General features: G+C 60.2%; 17 protein-coding genes. 8 read left to right on the top strand and 9 right to left on the bottom strand.

The window, feature by feature from the left end:
- The 6 genes from hybA (at position 1) to hypA (ending at position 5483) form a co-directional block, all read left to right on the top strand.
- Positions 1–1008: a hydrogenase 2 operon protein HybA gene (gene hybA / locus ACL2XO_RS13420; RefSeq protein WP_413742934.1), complete on the top strand. Its 1008-nt coding sequence runs from the start codon at positions 1–3 to the stop codon at positions 1006–1008.
- Positions 986–2194 (top strand): Ni/Fe-hydrogenase cytochrome b subunit, encoded by a 1209-nt coding sequence (hybB, locus tag ACL2XO_RS13415; RefSeq protein ID WP_132921863.1) that lies wholly within the window; start codon positions 986–988, stop codon positions 2192–2194. Before hybA ends, hybB begins: the two co-directional genes overlap by 23 nt.
- Positions 2172–3866 (top strand): hydrogenase 2 large subunit, encoded by a 1695-nt coding sequence (gene hybC, locus ACL2XO_RS13410; RefSeq protein WP_413724271.1) that lies wholly within the window; start codon positions 2172–2174, stop codon positions 3864–3866. Before hybB ends, hybC begins: the two co-directional genes overlap by 23 nt.
- On the top strand, positions 3866–4399 hold the full coding sequence (locus ACL2XO_RS13405; protein ID WP_413742933.1) for a HyaD/HybD family hydrogenase maturation endopeptidase: 534 nt from the start codon (positions 3866–3868) through the stop codon (positions 4397–4399). Before hybC ends, ACL2XO_RS13405 begins: the two co-directional genes overlap by 1 nt.
- Positions 4400–4561: 162 nt before the next feature.
- The gene (gene hybE / locus ACL2XO_RS13400) at positions 4562–5149 is read left to right on the top strand and encodes a [NiFe]-hydrogenase assembly chaperone HybE (protein WP_413742932.1); all 588 of its coding nucleotides are present in this window, start codon (positions 4562–4564) and stop codon (positions 5147–5149) included.
- Positions 5142–5483 (top strand): hydrogenase maturation nickel metallochaperone HypA, encoded by a 342-nt coding sequence (gene hypA, locus ACL2XO_RS13395; RefSeq protein ID WP_413742931.1) that lies wholly within the window; start codon positions 5142–5144, stop codon positions 5481–5483. Before hybE ends, hypA begins: the two co-directional genes overlap by 8 nt.
- A gap of 97 nt (positions 5484–5580) precedes the next feature.
- Here hypA and ACL2XO_RS13390 read toward each other — a convergent pair whose 3' ends face one another.
- Complete coding sequence (locus tag ACL2XO_RS13390) at positions 5581–6534, bottom strand: Rpn family recombination-promoting nuclease/putative transposase (RefSeq protein ID WP_413742930.1); 954 nt, start codon at positions 6532–6534, stop codon at positions 5581–5583.
- Positions 6535–6864: 330 nt separating this feature from the next.
- Here ACL2XO_RS13390 and ACL2XO_RS13385 point away from each other — a divergent pair, with 330 nt between their 5' ends.
- Together ACL2XO_RS13385 and ACL2XO_RS13380 are read left to right on the top strand one after the other, a co-directional pair.
- Entirely contained in the window at positions 6865–7815 is a 951-nt protein-coding gene (locus ACL2XO_RS13385; RefSeq protein ID WP_413742929.1) for an ROK family protein, read from the top strand.
- A 401-nt stretch (positions 7816–8216) separates the two neighbouring features.
- The gene (locus tag ACL2XO_RS13380) at positions 8217–9218 is read left to right on the top strand and encodes an Ldh family oxidoreductase (protein WP_413742928.1); all 1002 of its coding nucleotides are present in this window, start codon (positions 8217–8219) and stop codon (positions 9216–9218) included.
- Positions 9219–9384: 166 nt separating this feature from the next.
- On the opposite strand, the gene ACL2XO_RS13375 is transcribed toward ACL2XO_RS13380, so the two are convergent.
- The 8 genes from ACL2XO_RS13375 to ACL2XO_RS13340 all read right to left on the bottom strand — a co-directional run bounded on the left by ACL2XO_RS13375 (position 9385) and on the right by ACL2XO_RS13340 (position 17280).
- Positions 9385–10302, bottom strand: a complete 918-nt coding sequence (locus ACL2XO_RS13375; RefSeq protein ID WP_132921871.1) for a dihydrodipicolinate synthase family protein — start codon at positions 10300–10302, stop codon at positions 9385–9387.
- 136 nt (positions 10303–10438) lie between these two features.
- The gene (locus ACL2XO_RS13370) at positions 10439–11479 is read right to left on the bottom strand and encodes a trans-3-hydroxy-L-proline dehydratase (protein ID WP_413724264.1); all 1041 of its coding nucleotides are present in this window, start codon (positions 11477–11479) and stop codon (positions 10439–10441) included.
- 8 nt (positions 11480–11487) lie between these two features.
- Positions 11488–12210, bottom strand: a complete 723-nt coding sequence (locus tag ACL2XO_RS13365; RefSeq protein WP_132921873.1) for an amino acid ABC transporter ATP-binding protein — start codon at positions 12208–12210, stop codon at positions 11488–11490.
- Entirely contained in the window at positions 12203–12853 is a 651-nt protein-coding gene (locus ACL2XO_RS13360; protein WP_132921874.1) for an amino acid ABC transporter permease, read from the bottom strand. The genes ACL2XO_RS13365 and ACL2XO_RS13360 overlap by 8 nt, the downstream gene beginning before the upstream one ends.
- Positions 12854–12863: 10 nt before the next feature.
- On the bottom strand, positions 12864–13529 hold the full coding sequence (locus ACL2XO_RS13355; protein ID WP_413724263.1) for an amino acid ABC transporter permease: 666 nt from the start codon (positions 13527–13529) through the stop codon (positions 12864–12866).
- Positions 13522–15378: an aconitase X gene (locus ACL2XO_RS13350; RefSeq protein ID WP_413742927.1), complete on the bottom strand. Its 1857-nt coding sequence runs from the start codon at positions 15376–15378 to the stop codon at positions 13522–13524. Before ACL2XO_RS13350 ends, ACL2XO_RS13355 begins: the two co-directional genes overlap by 8 nt.
- A 14-nt stretch (positions 15379–15392) precedes the next feature.
- Entirely contained in the window at positions 15393–16205 is an 813-nt protein-coding gene (locus ACL2XO_RS13345) for a transporter substrate-binding domain-containing protein (RefSeq protein WP_132921877.1), read from the bottom strand.
- A gap of 388 nt (positions 16206–16593) precedes the next feature.
- The gene (locus ACL2XO_RS13340) at positions 16594–17280 is read right to left on the bottom strand and encodes a GntR family transcriptional regulator (protein ID WP_132927763.1); all 687 of its coding nucleotides are present in this window, start codon (positions 17278–17280) and stop codon (positions 16594–16596) included.
- Positions 17281–17408: the final 128 nt, after the last annotated feature.

Below are 17408 nucleotides of genomic sequence, written 5' to 3'. Positions count from 1 at the left end.
GTGAACAGACGTCACTTCTTCAAACTGGCCTCAGGGGGAGTCCTGATGGCCGCCATCCCGGCAACCGGCCGGGGAGCGGCGCAAAACAAAGCGCCGATCCCAGGTGCCTTGGGCATGCTGTACGATTCAACTCTGTGTATCGGGTGCCAGGCCTGCGTCAGCAAGTGCCAGCAGGTAAATCACAGCGATGGGCGTCCCCACGGCGGACCCTATGCCGGCGGCGAGGCCAACTGGTCGAATAACGATAAGCTCAGTCCCTACACCAACAACATTATTCAGGTGTGGAGCAGCGGCAGCGGCCAACACAAAGACCAGACGGAAAACGGCTACGCCTACATCAAAAAACAGTGTATGCATTGCGTTGATCCGAACTGTGTTTCCGTGTGTCCGGTCACCGCGCTGAAAAAACATCCGGTCACCGGCGTGGTGCATTATGACCCGTCGGTGTGCATCGGCTGCCGTTATTGCATGGTGGCCTGTCCGTTCGACGTACCCAAATATGATTACGACAGTCCGGTGGGCAAGATCCATAAATGTGAGCTGTGCAACCAGCCTGGCCTGGGGCGGCTGGATCGCGGCGAATTGCCCGGCTGCGTGGAGGTGTGCCCCACCGGCGCGGTAATTTTCGGCACGCGGCAGGATTTACTGGCGGAAGCGAAACGGCGCCTGGGAATGAAAGCCGGCGATACCTACCGCTATCCCCGGCAGCGGCTATCGGACAATGATACCTATGAACGTCAGGCGGCCCGCTATAACCCACATATTTACGGCGAGACAGAGGGCGGCGGAACCCAGGTGCTGGTGCTGGCGGGCGTGCCCTTCGCCGGACTGGATCTGCCGCCCCTGGCGCCCCTGTCCACCGGCGAACGCTCCGAGCATCTGCAGCATACCCTGTATCAGGGCATGGTGATCCCGCTGGCGCTGCTGGCGGGGATCACCACCCTGGTACACCGCAACATGAAAAAAGACCCGCCGGACAAGGAGAATGACCATCAAAACGACGCATGAGGCAAAACCGCTGGGAGGCCGGCTACTGACCTGGCCGGTGCTGCTGCTGGCGCCCTTTGTAGCGCTGTGCGGCCTGATGATCGTCAAACGCCTTTTCATGGGAATCGGTGCGGTGAGCGATTTGAACGGCGGTTATCCCTGGGGCCTGTGGATTGCCTTCGATCTGCTGGTGGGTACCGGCCTGGCCTGCGGCGGTTGGGCGCTGGCCTGGACGGTCTATGTCTTTAACCGCGGCGAGTATCATCCCCTGGTACGGCCCGCGCTGCTGGCCAGCCTGTTCGGTTACGCCTTGGGGGGGCTGTCCATCACCATCGATCTCGGCCGATACTGGAACCTGCCCTATATCCTGTTGCCGGGGCAGTTCAACACCTCCTCGGTGCTGTTTGAAACCGCCGTCTGCATGACTGTCTATATCGGCGTCATGACGCTGGAATTCGCGCCGGCGACGCTGGAACGCCTGGGCTGGCATGTGTCTCTCAAGCGGCTGAACAGCATCATGTTTTTTATCATCGGCCTGGGAGCGCTGCTGCCCATGATGCACCAATCCTCCATGGGGTCGCTGATGATCGTCGCCGGCAACAAGGTGCATCCGCTGTGGCAAAGCTATGAAATGTTGCCGCTGTTCTCCCTGCTTACCGCCTTTATCATGGGCTTTTCCATGGTGGTGTTCGAAGGCTCCCTGGTGCAGGCCGGCCTGCGGGGCGCCGGCGGCAGCGAGACCTCGCTGTTTTACCGGCTGACGCGGATTATCAATATTTTCCTTATCCTGTTCATTGCGCTGAGGTTCGGCGAACTGCTGTTCCGGCATAAAACCGCCTATCTCTGGCATCTGGATCGCTACGCCCTCTCCTTTTGGTGCGAGATCCTGTTGATGTTGCTGCCTCTTATCATTTTTAACCTGAAAGTCAGCCGCCACGACGCACGGCTGCTGTTCACCGGCGCGCTGTGCATGATCCTCGGCGCGGTGCTATGGCGCATGGACTACTCGCTGCTGGCATTCGATCCCGGCAACGGTTACCACTATTTCCCCACCGCCAGCGAAATCCTGATAAGCGTCGGATTCCTGGCCATGGAGGTGTGTGCCTACATTTTATTGATTCGGCTATTGCCGGTGCTGCCGGCCCATATTGTGGTACATAATCATCACCAGACAGAGGTTGATCATGAGTCAGCGCATCACCATTGATCCCGTCACCCGCATCGAAGGGCATTTGCGCATCGACTGCGAAATCGAACAAGGCAAGGTGGTTAAGGCCTGGTCTTCCGGCACCATGTGGCGCGGCATGGAGCAAATCCTGCAGGGCAAGGACCCCCGCGATGCCTGGATAATCGTGCAGCGCATCTGCGGCGTCTGCACCACCATACATGCCATCGCCTCGGTACGGGCGGTGGAAAACGCCCTCGGCATGGCGGTGCCGGTGAATGCGCAATACATCCGCAATATCATTCTGGCGGCCCATACCCTGCACGACCATATCGTGCATTTTTATCAACTGTCGGCCCTGGACTGGGTGGATATCGTTTCAGCCTTGAAGGCCGACCCGCAAAAAGCAGAAGACCTGTTGCGGGGGCTGTCGGACTGGCCGCTGAACAGCGCGGCGGAGTTCGCCCGCGTACAGGGGAAAATCCGTGATTTGGCGGCCAGCGGCCAACTGGGCATTTTCGCCAACGGCTACGGCGGCCACCCGGCCATGGCGCTGCCGCCGGAGGTGAACCTCATCGCGGTGGCGCACTATCTGCAGGCATTGGAGTGCCAGCGCGACGCCACCCGCATCGTCGCGATGCTGGGAGGTAAAACGCCGCATATCCAGAACCTGGCAGTGGGCGGCGTGGCCAATCCCATCAACCTGGATGCGCCGAACGTGCTGAACATGGAACGCCTGATGTACCTCAAGACCTTTATCGACCGGCTGGGGGACTTTATCGAGCAGGTGTACCGGGTGGATACGGCGGTGATCCTGGCCCATTATCCGCAGTGGCTGAGCCTGGGCAAGGGCGCCGACAACTACCTGTGCGCCCCGGAACTGCCGGTTGACGGCGGCGGGGAGACATTCCTGCTGCCGGGGGGCTACCTGGAGAACGGCGCGTTCCGCCCGATCGCCAGCCACCGGGATCCTTATTTGATGAAAGGCATTGAGGAGAGCGCCCGGCATGCCTGGTATCAGGACGACCAGCCGCTGGCGCCGTGGGAGGGGTTAACCCGGCCCCACTATACCGGCTGGCAGGACGACGGCAAATACTCCTGGGTCAAGGCACCCACTTTTTATGGCAAAACCGTGGAAATGGGTCCCCTGGCATGGCTGATGTGCAGCCTGGCGGCCGGCCATGAACCCACCGAGAGGCACCTGGCGTTTATCGGCGCCGACTTGCGGCGGCTCAGCGGCCTGGAGCTGGGTCCCGATCAATTACCGTCCACAGCCGGCCGCATCGTCGGCCGCGCCGTGCACTGCTGCGTGCTGAGGGAAACCCTGGCGCAGCAATGGCAGGCGCTGGTGACCAATATCGGCAACGGCGACCATGAGACCTTTATCCAGCATGATATTCCCCAAAGCGGCGAGATTCGCGGGGTGGGTTTTGTGGAAGCGCCGCGCGGCATGCTTTCCCACTGGGTGGTGATCAAGGAGGGTAAAATCGCCAACTACCAGGCGGTGGTCCCTTCTACCTGGAACGCCAGCCCGCGCAGCAACCAGGACGAGCCCGGCCCTTACGAGCGCTCGCTGATTGGAACCCCGGTGGCGGACCCGGCCAAACCGCTGGAAGTGGTGCGCACCATACACTCTTTCGATCCCTGCATGGCCTGCGCGGTGCATATCGTGGATGCGACCGGAGCGGAAGTCACCGCCGTGCGGACGGCGTGATGAATATCCTGATTCTGGGTATCGGCAATCTGCTGCTGGGGGACGAAGGCGTCGGCGTACGGGTAGTGGAGGCGCTGGAGCGGCGTTTTATCCTGTCGCCGCCGGTGGAGATACTGGACGGCGGCACCTCCGGCATGGCGCTGATGGAGATCATGTCCGGCCGCGATAGTCTGATTGTCGCCGACGCGGTACTGACCGGCGCCCCGCCGGGCAGCGTGACGGTACTACGGGACGCGGAAGTGCCTGCGCTGTTCAGCCGCAAAATTTCTCCCCATCAACTGGGGTTGTCAGATGTCTTGATGGCTTTGCGCCTGACGGATGAGTTCCCGCGCCGGCTTACGCTGGTAGGCATAGAACCCGAGTCGCTGGCGCCGGGCATCGGCCTGACGCCGACGGTAAGCGCCGCCATTGAACCGGCGCTGAACCATGTCCTGGCGCTGCTGGCCCAGGCGGGGGTGAACGCGGTACCCCGCGACGCCGGACAGCAAACCGCCAACGGACCGGCCGGCGATAATATGCCGCCATGGCGGTGAAACGACCGGCGGATATTATTACCCCATTACAGCTGTCATAAAGCGGAGCCGGGACAACGGAATGAGTGATGATAACGAGAGTAAACCGGCGTGCTTGGCCCCATGATAATTGAAGGAGAACCGGTATGTCCGAATATAACGCGAGATCGAGGAACAACCGGCATGCTTGAATATATTCCTGGGTTTGAGCAAAATCCGCAGCCGCTGCTGGAGCGCCTGTTCAGCCGCATTGCCGCGGGTGAAATGCGCACCCTGCCGTTTTATCGCCCGCAAATCCCTGTCCGCGCCTGCGGGTTTCAACGGTATGAACAGCAATGGATCGGCGCCCTGCTGACACCCTGGATGCTGAGCCTCCTGGTGCTCCCCGGGCCAGGACAGCTATGGCCCCGCCGTCCGGAGGGCTCGCGTCTGGCATTGGCCCTGCCCTGCGGCAATATCACCTTTACCCTGGGAGAAATCGACGGTCAACCGCTGGGCGACATCGACGGTAGTTCGCTGGGCGAAAGCGACGGTGATTCGCTGGGCGAAAGCGACGGTGATTCGCTGGGCGAAAGCGACGGTGGCGGTCAGTATCTCAGCTGTTCGCTGATGTCTCCGCTGCCGGCGGCTCTGGCCGCCGAACCGGCCGTCATGCTGGCACAGCAGTGCGTGCGCATGGTGCTGGCGCTGCCGGTAAAAAATGCCGACGTCCCGGCCGATGCGCGCCTGCGCGGCTTATTCACCCACGTTTTGGGACAGCGCGATGCATGAGATATCTCTTTGCCTGAGCGCGCTGGAGCTGATTGAAGATCAAGCACGGCGTCATGGCGGCAACCGGATAACCGGCGTATGGCTGGAAATCGGCGCCCTTTCCTGTATTGAAGAAGAGGCATTGCGTTTTTGCTTTGACTCCGCCTGCCGCCATACCCCGGCGGAAGGTTGCCGGCTGCACGTGAGCTATGCCCCGGCACAAGCCTGGTGTTGGCAGTGCGGCACGCGGGTATCCGTCCAAGGTTATGACAGCGGTTGCCCCCGGTGCGGCAGCCATGCCCTGCGGGTGGAAAGCGGCGACCAACTGCAGGTTAAACAAATCGAAATAGACTAACACCCAATGCCGATCGTACCTGAGTTAACGCATAAACCGGGCGCATCTCAATCGCCCCCACGTTGAACATGTTGACCGTCTTAACCAAGACCCCGGCTCAGTGACCGGCAGGTAAATCAAAATCCGCCAGGTCAGCAAGATCTTGCCTGCTAAAACCAGTAACGCGCTCAATCGTAACGCGATCCATACCTAAAGCCAGCATGTTAAGAGCAATTTTTCTTGCCTGTTCGTTACGACCTTCAATGCGACCTTCATTATGTCCTAATCGTAGCCCTTGTTGCAGTCCAATCTCGCGTCCAATCTGTTTTAGTTGTTCCGCAACAGTCATCATTTCTTCCCTGTACCGTGGTGTATTTTCGATAAGAATACGTATAAAGGCTTTCAAGTCAAGGGGATCTGCCTCTTTCGCCAGATAGTTAAGCAGCGATTTAACCTGATCTTTACTGGGCTGCGCCAGCTTGATCAAAAAGACGATATCCACATATCGGGTATTGATATCCCTCGCCCGGATATGCTTTTGCACATACTCCAGCAAGGCAACCTTCCGATGGGTTTTGATTTCATCGTCAGGAATCACAGTAACATCCACCAGGGGAAACGCCTCAACGTACAGCGCCTGCGCCAATGCCGGATTGTGGAAACAGTCCAGCCAGCGAAGGCTGTGCGGATAGGGGCTTTGGCGTCCGTGATAAAACAGCAAGGGTATGACCAGCGGCAGTTTTTTGTGGCCCTGCTCAAGATGGCGGTGCATGGCCGCTATGCTGTAGCGCAGCAGGCGAAATGCCATCATCTCGTCCGCGCTGGACTGATGCTCGATGAGGCAGTAGACATACCCTACTCCTTCCGAGGTCTGCAACATGTAAAGCATATCCGAGTACTGGGCGCGCATGTCATCCTCGACAAAGGAGCCGGAGGTGACCGCCAGCGTGCCGAGGTCGCACATTTCCCGCAGCGCCGACGGCAAATGTATTTGCAGAAAATCCTCGACGACGCTGGCATCGCTGAAAAATTTTCTGAATAAAGAATCATGAGGTGTGGGGAACGTGTTCATCAACGCAATGTAGCGTCGCCCCTATATACCGAATATAAATACCGTTCGTACCATGGCGGGCACGTAAAAAAATTTCGGGGAGTTTCGCAATCTAATGCAACGCGGCTGCTCTTTTATCTAATTATCAGCGACATTGGATCTAAGTAGATAAGATAAATGCTTCTGGATTAATGAGGGTAGTAGGCAATATCAATGGTGTGACATAATGCGTGGCAGCTAATCAGGTCAGCATACGGTTGCTTTTCTCCGATCCCTCCCACGGCAACAACGCTTCTTTTGGCCGATGGCGGATTATTTAGAAACGGTCCAGGACTTACCGGAAACAGGCTTATGAGCTCATCTGCCATCATCGCCGAGGATTCAGCGGTTTTTTGCGCCGATATCGGCGGTTCCTTTATCAAATTCGGCGTCTCCCGCCGCGTCGGCGACGTCGAGGAAACCACAAAAGTACCCACCCCCACCGCATCATGGGCCGATGTGGTCACGACCATGCAATCCCTGATAACACACTATGGCGCGGGTTTACCGCCGCACACCCCGCTGGCGCTGTCCACCGCCGGATTGATTTCATCGCAAACCGGCGAACTGCTGTCGGTAAACATCCCGGCATTTACCGGCCGGCCACTGGCGGCGGCACTCAGCGCGGCCTTAAACCGTCCGGTCAGCGCCGCCAACGATGCGGACTGTTTTGTCCTGGCCGAAGCCCATGCCGGTGAAGCACAAGGTTGTACGGTAGTGGCGGGGATAATCCTCGGCACCGGCGTCGGCGGTGGACTGGTGATCAACGGCCAACTGGTGCGCGGCCACGGCGGCGTCACCGGTGAATGGGGCCACGGCGCCATTACCCGCACTGAGCTGGCGCTTAACGGCAAAACCTATCTCATTCCCCGTCTGCCTTGCCCCTGCGGACAAATCGGCTGTCTCGATACCCTCGGCGGCGCCCGCGGCATGGAGCGGCTGCACCGCCATTTCCACCAGCGGGACCGCTCCAGCATGGAGATCGTCGATGGCTGGCTTAATCAACAGCCGGACAGCACGCTGACGGTGAACGCCTGGCTTCAGCTGGTGGCCGAACCGCTGGCGCTGCTGGTGAATATTCTCGGACCATCGAAAATCGTCGCCGGCGGCGGCCTGGCCTCCTCCGCACCGCTGATTGCCGCACTGGATAAACAGGCACGCGCCGGGGTACTGCATCGTTACGACCAGCCCCTGGTGACGCCCGGCAAATTCCTCACCCAGGGCGGACTGGTTGGCGCATCGGTGCTGGCCAGGATGGTGTAGGCCCACACGCGGGCGCGGGAGACCCGCAACCACTGAAGCGTGCAACTGTTCGTGTTAAAGGGAGACCGCGCCAATGAGGTCGAAGCGGGCGTGGTTTTCCCGCCCGCCGGAGCGCCCCACAGCGCGGTAGGCCCGCGATCGCCGATCGCGCAGCGAGCGTGTTAAAGGGAGACCGCGCCAATGAGCTCGAAGCGGGCGTGGTTTTCCCGCCCGCCGGAGCACCTCATGGCACGGTAGGCCCGCGATCACCGGACGTGCAGCGAGCGTGTTAAAGGGAAACCGCGCCGCTGGTAATCAGCGTCGATTATGCCGGAATCGACAATCTTGATGATGAATACTCACAAGCATGGCGGGGTCAATCATGGGAAAGTCGTTCAACAGACCGGAAATCGAGGACTTTCATGGCACAGCTCTCATTAGACGACACACGCGCCCTGGCGCACACTATCTTGCGCCATCATGGCTTCAGTGAAGACCACGCGGACGCCATCGCCGACACCATGGCGGCCGGCCAACGGGACGAATGCGCTTCCCATGGCTTATACCGCCTGCTGGGCTGCATCGCCACGCTCAAGGCCGGCAAAGCGGTGGCGGACGCACAGCCGGAAACCCACGACATCGCCCCCGCGCTGCTGAAGGTGGATGCCAAAGGCGGCTTCTCCCCGCTGGCTTTTCGCCGCGGCCTGTCTCCGGCGCTGGAAAAAGCCCGGCAAAACGGCTTAGCGGCCTTTGCCATCAATCACTGCGTACATTTTTCCGCCCTCTGGGTGGAAATCGAGGAAATCACCGCTGCCGGCATGGTGGCGCTGGCCTGCACCCCCAGCCACGCCTGGGTGGCGCCGGCGGGCGGCAGCAAACCCCTGTTCGGCACCAACCCTTTCGCTTTCGGCTGGCCCCGAACCGGACAGTTGCCGTTCGTGTTCGATTTCGCCACCAGCGCCATCGCCCGGGGTGAAATCGAGCTGCACCGTCGGGAAGGAAAACCGGTTCCCCCCGGCTGGGGCATTGACGATAAGGGCCAACCCACCACCGATGCCGCCGCCATCCTGGCCGGCGCCATGCTAACCTTCGGCGGCCATAAAGGATCGGCGCTGTCCGCCATGATCGAACTGATTGCCGGCCCCCTGATCGGCGATTTCACCAGCGCCGAATCCCGTGCCTGGGACAATGGCGCCGGCGCGCTGCCCTATCACGGCGAGCTGATTATCATCCTCGACCCCAGGCGTTTTCTCGGCGCCCAGGCAGAGGAACACCTGGCCCGCGCCGAACCGCTGTTCGCCGCCATGGCGCAAAACGGCCGCCTGCCTTCTCAGCGGCGCTATGAAGCCCGGCAGCGCAGTCTGGCACAAGGAATCACCCTGCCGGATGCGCTTTATCGGGATTTGCTGGCGCTGCTGGACTAAAAGAAGGCCCCGGCGTTATCCCGCAACTGCAACAGTGGCGCCGGGGTCATGTGAATCCGCAGCCAATCACGACAGAGAGACCCGGTAGGCCCGAGCAGAGTATCACGCCGCGGCGCGTTTTAAAGGGCCCGGACAGAGTTGCACAGACCCGGACCGGACGGTTTGCTTATAAACCGACATCCGGCAACTGCGGGCGATGGGCCAGAGCGTGCTGCATGATTTTTTCGATATATCGCTGCTCCTCATCCTGCAACGCCAACCGCGGCGGGCGGGTCAGGGCCGAACCCCGCTGCATGATGGCTTCGCACAGCTTGATGCACTGCACCAAATCAGGCCGGGCATCCAAATGCAGCAGCGGCATAAACCACTCATATAACGGTATCGCTTCGGCAAAGCGCCCGGCTTTCGCCAGCCGGAACAGGGTTTCACCCTCTTTCGGGAACGCATTGGACATCCCCGATACCCAGCCCACCGCCCCGACGGCGATGCTCTCCAGCACGACATCGTCCAGCCCGGCGAACAGGATAAACCGATCCCCCACCTCATTGCGCACGTCGATAAAACGGCGTGTATCGCCGGAGGAATCTTTAAAACAAACGATGTTGTCGCAATCCGCCAGGGAAATCAGAATATCCGGCGTCACGTCGTTTTTATACACCGGCGGATTGTTATACACCATCACCGGCAAATCAATACCGCTGGCCACGGTGCGGTAATGGGCCGCGGTTTCAAAGGGCTTGGACGAGTAAACCAGCGCCGGCATCAGCATAATGCCGTCCGCGCCGATACGCTGCACCTCTTTGGCCATCGTCAGGGCGTTGGCGCTGGTAAACTCGGCGATGCCGGAAATCACCGGTACCCGTCCCTTGGCGGCGTCTTTAGCCATTTCCACGATGCTGACCTTCTCCGCCATGCTCAGCGACGTGTTCTCACCCACCGTGCCGCAAATCACCAGGCCGGACACCCCGTCTCGGATAAGCCCATTGATCACCTGATGGGTGGCCTCCAGATTCACGGAAAAATCTTCGTTGAATTGGGTGGTAACGGCAGGGAATACCCCACTCCAGCTAACCTGTTGCGCCATGCTATATCACCTCTCGATCAAATGGTATTTCGTATACTATACCCTTTATATTTCGAGCCGCAGCGGTGTTGGCCGCGACTCGAAATCTATCGGGTATAAATGTTAAACACTCAACGGATAGCACCCGCTGTGTCCTTTAAGAATTCGTGATTCCCACCGGCCAGGTGTCTGACAGGCGATAGCCCTGCGGCCAGGGGTCAGCCGGATCCAACAGCAGTTGGTGGGTGCCGGTAATCCACGCCCGGCCGGCAATGCGTGGCAGAATGGCCGCTCTGCCGGCCACGTCGGTCAGGCCGTCAATGCGGCAGTGAAACGTGGAACCGATAATGGAATGGCTGACAAACGGCTCATTCACCTGCAGCATGCCCTTGGCGTGCAGGACCGCCATGCGCGCCGAGCAGCCGGTGCCACAGGGGGAGCGGTCGATTTTACCCGGACGAATCACCACCGCGTTGGTGGCGCTCAGCCCCTGTTGATCGCGCTTAACCGCCGAGGCTAACTGGCAAAAGGAGATATGATCCCAGTCCGGATTAAGCGGATGGACAAACCCCAGCTGTTCATTAGCGGCACGGGTAATCTTTATGCCGGTGGCCACCAGATCGGCGGCTTCATCGGCGGTCAGGGCGAATCCCAGCTTTTGGGCGTCGACAATCACAAAGCTGTCGCCGCCGTAAGCGGTATCCACCTGCAAGGTGCCGATGCCGGGAACCTCCAGCGCGGCATCCAGTTTGTCCGCAAACGAAGGCACGTTGCGCACCTCTACCGATTCGGTCTTGCCGTTGCGGCAGTGTGCCAGCACCTCGATTAAACCGCCGGGAGCTTCCAGCACCAGCCGGGTTTCCGGTTCATGCATCTCCAGGATGCCGCTGTCGAGCAATACGGTGGCGACACACAGGGAATTCGATCCGGACATGGGCGGCGTATCCGCCGGTTCCATAATAATCCAGGCCATCTGCGCCCTGGGATCTTTCGGCGGCACCAGCAGGTTGACATGGCGGAAGACCCCGCCGCGCGGCTCGTTCAGGACGAAATTGCGCAGGGTTTCGTCACGGGCTATCCAGCGGGACTGCTGCCAAAGGGTCTCCCCCGGCGGCGGCGCCACGCCGCCGACGATCACATCCCCCACTTCCCCTTCCGCATGACAGCTGACGACATGAATGATTTTGGCTGAACGCATAGACTCCCCTATCTCACCGATTTTAGAAATTCCGCCGTTTCAGGACGCTGAGGCTGGCCTATAACCTGATCCGGCGTGCCGATTTCATGGACCCGGCCGTAATGGAAAAACGCCACCCGGTCGGAGACGTCGCGGGCGAAGCGAATTTCATGGGTTACCAGGATCATGGTCATGCCTTCTTCCGCCAGAAGCCGCATGGTATCCAGGACTTCCCCCACCAGTTGGGGATCGAGAGCGGATGTGGCCTCGTCGAACAGCATATAATCCGGCGACATCGCCAGCGCCCGGGCAATAGCCATGCGCTGCTGCTGTCCGCCGGAAAGGCGGCTGGGATAAACCGACAGCTTGTTCGCCAGGCCGACGTGCGTCAGCTGGCGCACCGCCATCTCTTCCGCTTCCTGTTTGCTTTTTCCCAGCACCTTTCGCGGCGCCAGCATAACGTTCTCCAGCACCGTCAAGTGGGGAAAGGCGTTCCACTGCTGAAATACGATACCTATCTTGCAGCGGAGCTTGTTCAAATCGGTGCGGCGGTCGTGAACCTCAACGCCGTCCACCAGTATCCGGCCTTTTTGAATGGGTTCGAGACCGTTAATGCACATCAGCAGGGTAGATTTTCCCGAGCCGGAACCGCCGATAATCGACAGCACTTCGCCTTTGTTCACCGTCAGGTCAACACCCTTCACCACTTCAAGGTTGCCGTAGGACTTGTGCAATTCTTTTATTTCAATCATTTTCCTGCCACCTCTTTTCCAGCCGGACGCCGATACGCGCGATAACCAGGCTCATCAGGTAATAGATGGCCCCGGCGATGCACAGCACCAGCAGCGGTTCCTGAATGCGGGTAATAATGTTTTGCGAGGCCCGCAGCAATTCGATGATGCCGATCCACATCACCAGCGCAGTGTCCTTCATCACGGATAACGACAGGCTCAGCCAGCTGGGAAAAGCCACCCGCAGCGCCAGCGGCAGCACGATATGGCGCAGGGACTGGCCCCGGCTCATGCCCAGGGAGCGCCCGGCCCGTTGCAGATTATCCGGTACCGATAACACGCTGCCGCGGACGATTTCCCCGCAAAAGGAGGCGGTATAGATGCCCAGCACCACGCAGGCGACGGCAAAGGCGCTCCAGTTAAGGCCGATAATGCTTTTGAAGGCGTTGAACAGCACGAACTGGATCAGTAGCGGCACGCTGCGGAAAATATCCATAAACCAGGCCAACGGGATGGAGAGCCGGGGCAGCAGGGTATAGAGAATGCCGATAACCACGCCGACCACGGTGCCCGCCAGCATGGCGCACAGCGTCAGTTCCAGGGTTACCCCCGCCCCTTGCAGCAGGTAGAGCAAATCGGTACCGGTAAGGCTGGTGCTAAACATAATGTTGCCCTCAGTAACGGAACAGTCTCCAGGCCATCAGCCGGCCCACCAGCATCACGGCTTTGGCAATCAGGTAGTAGAGCGCGGCGGCAATGGCGAAAAACTCAAACGTCCGGTAGGTCTTGACGTTCCAGGCCTGGGTTACGCCGGTGAGATCGTTGTCCAGCCCCACCACTACCCCCAGGGAAGTCATCAGCACCGCCCACACCATCTGGTTGGTCATCGGGTAGAACACCACCCGCAATAACTGCGGCATCACAATCAGCCGCCAGGCCTGGAAAGACGTCATGCCGAGGGAACGCGCGGCCCGCATCTGGGTTTCCGGTACCGCCCGCAGGCCGCCGCGAAAGTTTTCCGCCAGATAACCGGCGTTGTTGAACGTAATACCCAGCAGCAGCGCAATCCAGGAACTCACATAAAAACCAAAGGCGCCGAGGCCGAAGTACAGAATGTAAACCTGGAACAGCGCGGGGGTATTGCGGGCCAGCGACACCCAGGTCTCGGCGAACATCCGCAGAATACGCCAGGGACCGACGCGCATCATGGTCAGCAGCAGGGCGATGATCACCCCCAGCACCATGGACAGCACGGCGGTGTAAAAGGTGATCCAACTGCCCGCCAGCATCTCCGGCAAGGCGCGGAACGCGGCGTTCCAGTGAAAACTGTAGCTAAACATCCGTTTGCGAGCCTCCCGTTGTACCCGTGATCGCGCCATCGGTTGAAGCCTTGGCCGTACCATTGGCTGCGCCGTGGACCATGTCGTCGGCTGTGCCGCCCAAAGCGTCGGCGGGCGGCATCAGCCAGCGGGGCGGCGAAATGTCGGCGTAGCCTTGGCGGGCCGCCGCGATACAGTCCGCCAGCGAGGCAAAATGAACGCGGCAATCCACCAGCCCCGGGGCGTAGTGGGCATATTTGCCGGAGTTGGTCATTAACGTGTCGGCATGCGCCGGCACCACCGGACGGCGCAGCATGCACCAGCAGGTATCGTTGATGCATCGGGCGCCGAAGGCCTCAAGGATCGCCACATAGCCGGCCTGTTCGGCCTGGCGATGCACCTCCCGGCCGCTGGTGAGCACCAGCGCCACATCCGGGTGCCGTTCCCCATCCCGGCACAGCTGCGCCAGCCGGGCATATTCCGTCAGGGACAGATGGGGATTGCCCAAGGCCACCAGCTGTACCCCGCTATCAACGGCGGTATTGAGCGCCTGCCAGGCCGACAACAGGTCCGCCGGGGTCAAGCGGTAATGCCGCAGGGGGGGCCGGCCGCCCAGCGCGTCCGCCGGAACGGTTGCTTCGGGCGTAACGCCGGCGATGTGAAACATCGGCGCCGCCGAGGTGGTGGCGAAGGCGGCGCTGAAGGCTTTCAAATCATCCCGGCTCATCCCGCTGTGTTCCAGGCCGCAGATCACCGGGATATGGTTGGGGGACAGCTCCCCGGCCATATGCCCCAGCAGCGGATAGAGGGAATCGTCCGCCTCCGCGGGCAGCGGAACGTCAATTTGCACCTCGGCGCGGCGCGACGCGTCAAGATGCGGACCGCAGAGAGGCGCCCGGCCTGTAAGGGCGATGCACAAATCGAGAAAATCAGGGTATTTCTGGGTTCGCGCCGCCAGCACGCTGTTGGCAAAGGCCACGGCGTTGGACTCTGACCAGGCGATATGTTCGCCGGCCCTTGGCGCGCTGGAGAGCAGATAGGGGGCGCAGGTAAAGCTGCCCGTCGCCCCCAATTGCAGATAGGCTTGCGCCAGTTGGCTTGCCGGCTCCCCTTCCGCAGGATCGATGTCCAGCTCCCGCCAGCGGCGGCAATCCACCGACACCGCGTTAAGGGTGGTGGGCACCCGCACTCTGGCGCCCCAGTCCAGCCATTGCCGGGCAAAGGCCAGGCTGGCGCTGCCGGTATAGATACAGCCGTCGATATGCGCCTGGCTCACGGAAATCAGTCCCGCCGCCTGCTGCAGCCGCGCCATATACACCACGATTTCCATAGCCTGCCGCACCGATTCGCCCTGGTCTCCCGCCAGCATGGCGCAATCTTCGCCGCTTAAGACGAACAGTCCGGTCTCGGGCCGGGTCAGCGGAACATCCAGGCAACACAGCCCGTCCTGGCAGAAGGCCCGCAGCCGGTCATCGCCGATGTCCACCCGCAGGCACTCCGCTAGTTTCCCGAAGGTGTCCTGATCAAGGGCGATAACCGGCAGGTCGCGGGCAAACAGCTGGCGCGCCACCAGTACCCCCAGCGCCAGGATATCATCCGCTTCCGACAGCAGCAGCGCCGCCGGCCCGTGGCCGTTGAGGATAAGCTCCAGCAGCACGCTGCTGCCGGTGCAGGACCCGCGTCCGCTGGGTATCGCCAGCGCTTTGCCCGCCAGGGAGCGGCCATGGAGCGGATGATGATGATCGATGATGTCGCCGCTGGCGCCGTCAACGCCGCCCCAGAAGCTCAGGCCGGTATGGCTGAATAACACTTCGCCCCGGGCGCTGCCGGTAATCAGAAAGCGCCCCCGTGCCGTCATCGTTGTTATCATGCCTGCCTCGCGGATCAGTAGTAGACGCCGGGAACGGTCAGATTAGGCGCCGTGCCGCCCACCCATTTGGCATAGAGCTCCTGGTAGCGGCCGGAGCGCACCTGATGGTTAACGAACAGGTTGAGGTAATGCAGCAGGCCCAGTTCATTGCGGGCCACGCCCAGGGAGACGTAATCAATGACATAGGGGGCATTGCCAACCACCTTCAGCCCTTTGTATTTGCCGGTTTTGATTGACGCGGCGGCCACGGTGGAGGTGACCACCGTACCGTCGATATGCCCCTGGCTCAGCGCCAGAATGGTGTCGTTCTCGGTCTGGTAGGCCCTAAAGCTGCCGCCGCCCCATTTTTTCACATCCGCTTCCAGCGCCAGCCCTTCAAAGGTACCGGCGGTATTGCCCACCGGATGCCCTTTCATATCGTTATAGGTATTGATGCCGGTACCGTCTCGGGTCAGCACCACCTGCTGAAAGGCGAAATAGGGAATGCTCATGGCGATGGTTTTGGCGCGCTCCAGCGTATCGGATGTGGAGGCGACGATAACGTCGGCCCGGTTGGACATCAGCGCCGGGATACGATCGGGGAACGGCGTTTCAACCACTTCGGCGGTGACGCCCAGGGTTTTTGCCAAATCGTTACAGTAATCCACATCAAAGCCCACCGGATTATTACCGGCGTCGCGGGATCCCATGGGCGGAAAATCCAGGGTAACGGCGCAGCGCAGCTTACCGGAGTTGATGATGTCATCGAGTTTATCGGCCTGGGCCTGGGCAATGGTAAAGGCACAGAGCAGGCTGGCAATGATTGCGGCGAGAGACTGACGTTTCATGGCTACCTCTTAACGGTTGGGAAGGAGTGGGTGAAAACGCGACTGCCATAATTTCGTATACGATATCTCTTATGCAATCAGCATGCCGCGATGACGGTCACAGTTAAAAAAAATGGTGATATCTATTAACCTATTGTTAATGATAAATTTATGGCGGATTAGAGAGGTACTGCGGCAGTCAATGGGACAGGATGGGAAAGGCGACATGCGCCATGCCGGCGCGCTTTAATGGTGCAACCCGGCGCCCTGGGGAACAAGGGAAAGAGCATATGCGACCGTCAAGGCAACAAGAGTTTGGCCGGCTCCGCAGCAGGTCCATGCCGCTACCAGGCTTTAGCGGCTTATGGCGCCGCGTCGTTTGAGCGGCTGCGCTGAGGTTTTACGCGCTTTAGGACCGGCGGTCATGGGGTTTGGGCAAATAGGTGAGCAGCGTCTGGCACACGCCGATGATGTGCTGTTCAATAAGCTGCGTCACCTGTTCCTCGTTTCCCTGCCCGCAGGCGGCGAGGATCGCCCGGTGTTCACGGTCGGCCCGCATCTTGCCGTCCGGGGACAGGCTCATCTGCATACGCAAAAAACGCTCAATCTTGTCATGGATGGAACGGATAAGGTTCACCAGAAACGGGCGCTGCGCCGCTTCATACAGGCAGCAGTGAAAAGCCCAGTTCAGCTCCGCCCAGCGGCCCACGTCGTCGTCAGCGATAAACTGATCGCAGATGGCCTGCGCCCGGGCCAGATGATCGGCGGTGAGATTAGGCAGCGCCAGCCGTATGGCCTGGACTTCCAGCAGGATGCGCACTTCAAAGATTTGCGCCAGCTCCTGCTCGGAGATACGTACCACCATCGCGCCGCGGTGGCGGAAGAATTGCACCAGCCCTTCGGCTTCCAGCCTCTTCAGCGCTTCGCGCACCGGGATCTTGCTGACGTTGAACAGACGGGCGATATCATCCTGCCGGATCGGCTCATCGTCGGCGAAATGGCCGGCGATAATCGCCTCACGCAAATGTTTGGTGATCACCTCCGACGCCGAGGGCGCAGCACCCAGATTCGGTGGATTCAGCAGGGAAAGGGACATCATGACCTCAGTAAACGGAATAAGCGATATGGTATACGAAACGGTATCCTGACATGCTTCCAGGCCCGGAACAAGCGAAGGAAATAAAACCGCGCGTGACAGGATGATCTATAGCCGCCGCGTGTCGA

Source organism: Sodalis sp. RH15, from assembly GCF_047324255.1.
Taxonomy (GTDB): Bacteria; Pseudomonadota; Gammaproteobacteria; order Enterobacterales; family Enterobacteriaceae; genus Acerihabitans; species Acerihabitans ligni.
Note: the sequence above shows the minus strand (reverse complement) of the source record. Positions and strands in the feature narration are given on the sequence as shown.

Bases quoted from the DNA above. Each gene is read 5' to 3' on its own strand.
- hybB (WP_132921863.1), top strand. From the start codon at position 986: ATGACCATCAAAACGACGCATGAGGCAAAACCGCTGGGAGGCCGGCTA.
- ACL2XO_RS13390 (WP_413742930.1), bottom strand. From the start codon at position 6,534: ATGAACACGTTCCCCACACCTCATGATTCTTTATTCAGAAAATTTTTC.
- hybE (WP_413742932.1), top strand. From the start codon at position 4,562: ATGCTTGAATATATTCCTGGGTTTGAGCAAAATCCGCAGCCGCTGCTG.
- ACL2XO_RS13370 (WP_413724264.1), bottom strand. From the start codon at position 11,479: ATGCGTTCAGCCAAAATCATTCATGTCGTCAGCTGTCATGCGGAAGGG.
- hypA (WP_413742931.1), top strand. From the start codon at position 5,142: ATGCATGAGATATCTCTTTGCCTGAGCGCGCTGGAGCTGATTGAAGAT.
- ACL2XO_RS13350 (WP_413742927.1), bottom strand. From the start codon at position 15,378: ATGATAACAACGATGACGGCACGGGGGCGCTTTCTGATTACCGGCAGC.
- ACL2XO_RS13340 (WP_132927763.1), bottom strand. From the start codon at position 17,280: ATGTCCCTTTCCCTGCTGAATCCACCGAATCTGGGTGCTGCGCCCTCG.
- ACL2XO_RS13380 (WP_413742928.1), top strand. From the start codon at position 8,217: ATGGCACAGCTCTCATTAGACGACACACGCGCCCTGGCGCACACTATC.
- ACL2XO_RS13385 (WP_413742929.1), top strand. From the start codon at position 6,865: ATGAGCTCATCTGCCATCATCGCCGAGGATTCAGCGGTTTTTTGCGCC.
- ACL2XO_RS13365 (WP_132921873.1), bottom strand. From the start codon at position 12,210: ATGATTGAAATAAAAGAATTGCACAAGTCCTACGGCAACCTTGAAGTG.
- ACL2XO_RS13360 (WP_132921874.1), bottom strand. From the start codon at position 12,853: ATGTTTAGCACCAGCCTTACCGGTACCGATTTGCTCTACCTGCTGCAA.
- ACL2XO_RS13345 (WP_132921877.1), bottom strand. From the start codon at position 16,205: ATGAAACGTCAGTCTCTCGCCGCAATCATTGCCAGCCTGCTCTGTGCC.
- ACL2XO_RS13375 (WP_132921871.1), bottom strand. From the start codon at position 10,302: ATGGCGCAACAGGTTAGCTGGAGTGGGGTATTCCCTGCCGTTACCACC.
- ACL2XO_RS13355 (WP_413724263.1), bottom strand. From the start codon at position 13,529: ATGTTTAGCTACAGTTTTCACTGGAACGCCGCGTTCCGCGCCTTGCCG.
- hybC (WP_413724271.1), top strand. From the start codon at position 2,172: ATGAGTCAGCGCATCACCATTGATCCCGTCACCCGCATCGAAGGGCAT.
- ACL2XO_RS13405 (WP_413742933.1), top strand. From the start codon at position 3,866: ATGAATATCCTGATTCTGGGTATCGGCAATCTGCTGCTGGGGGACGAA.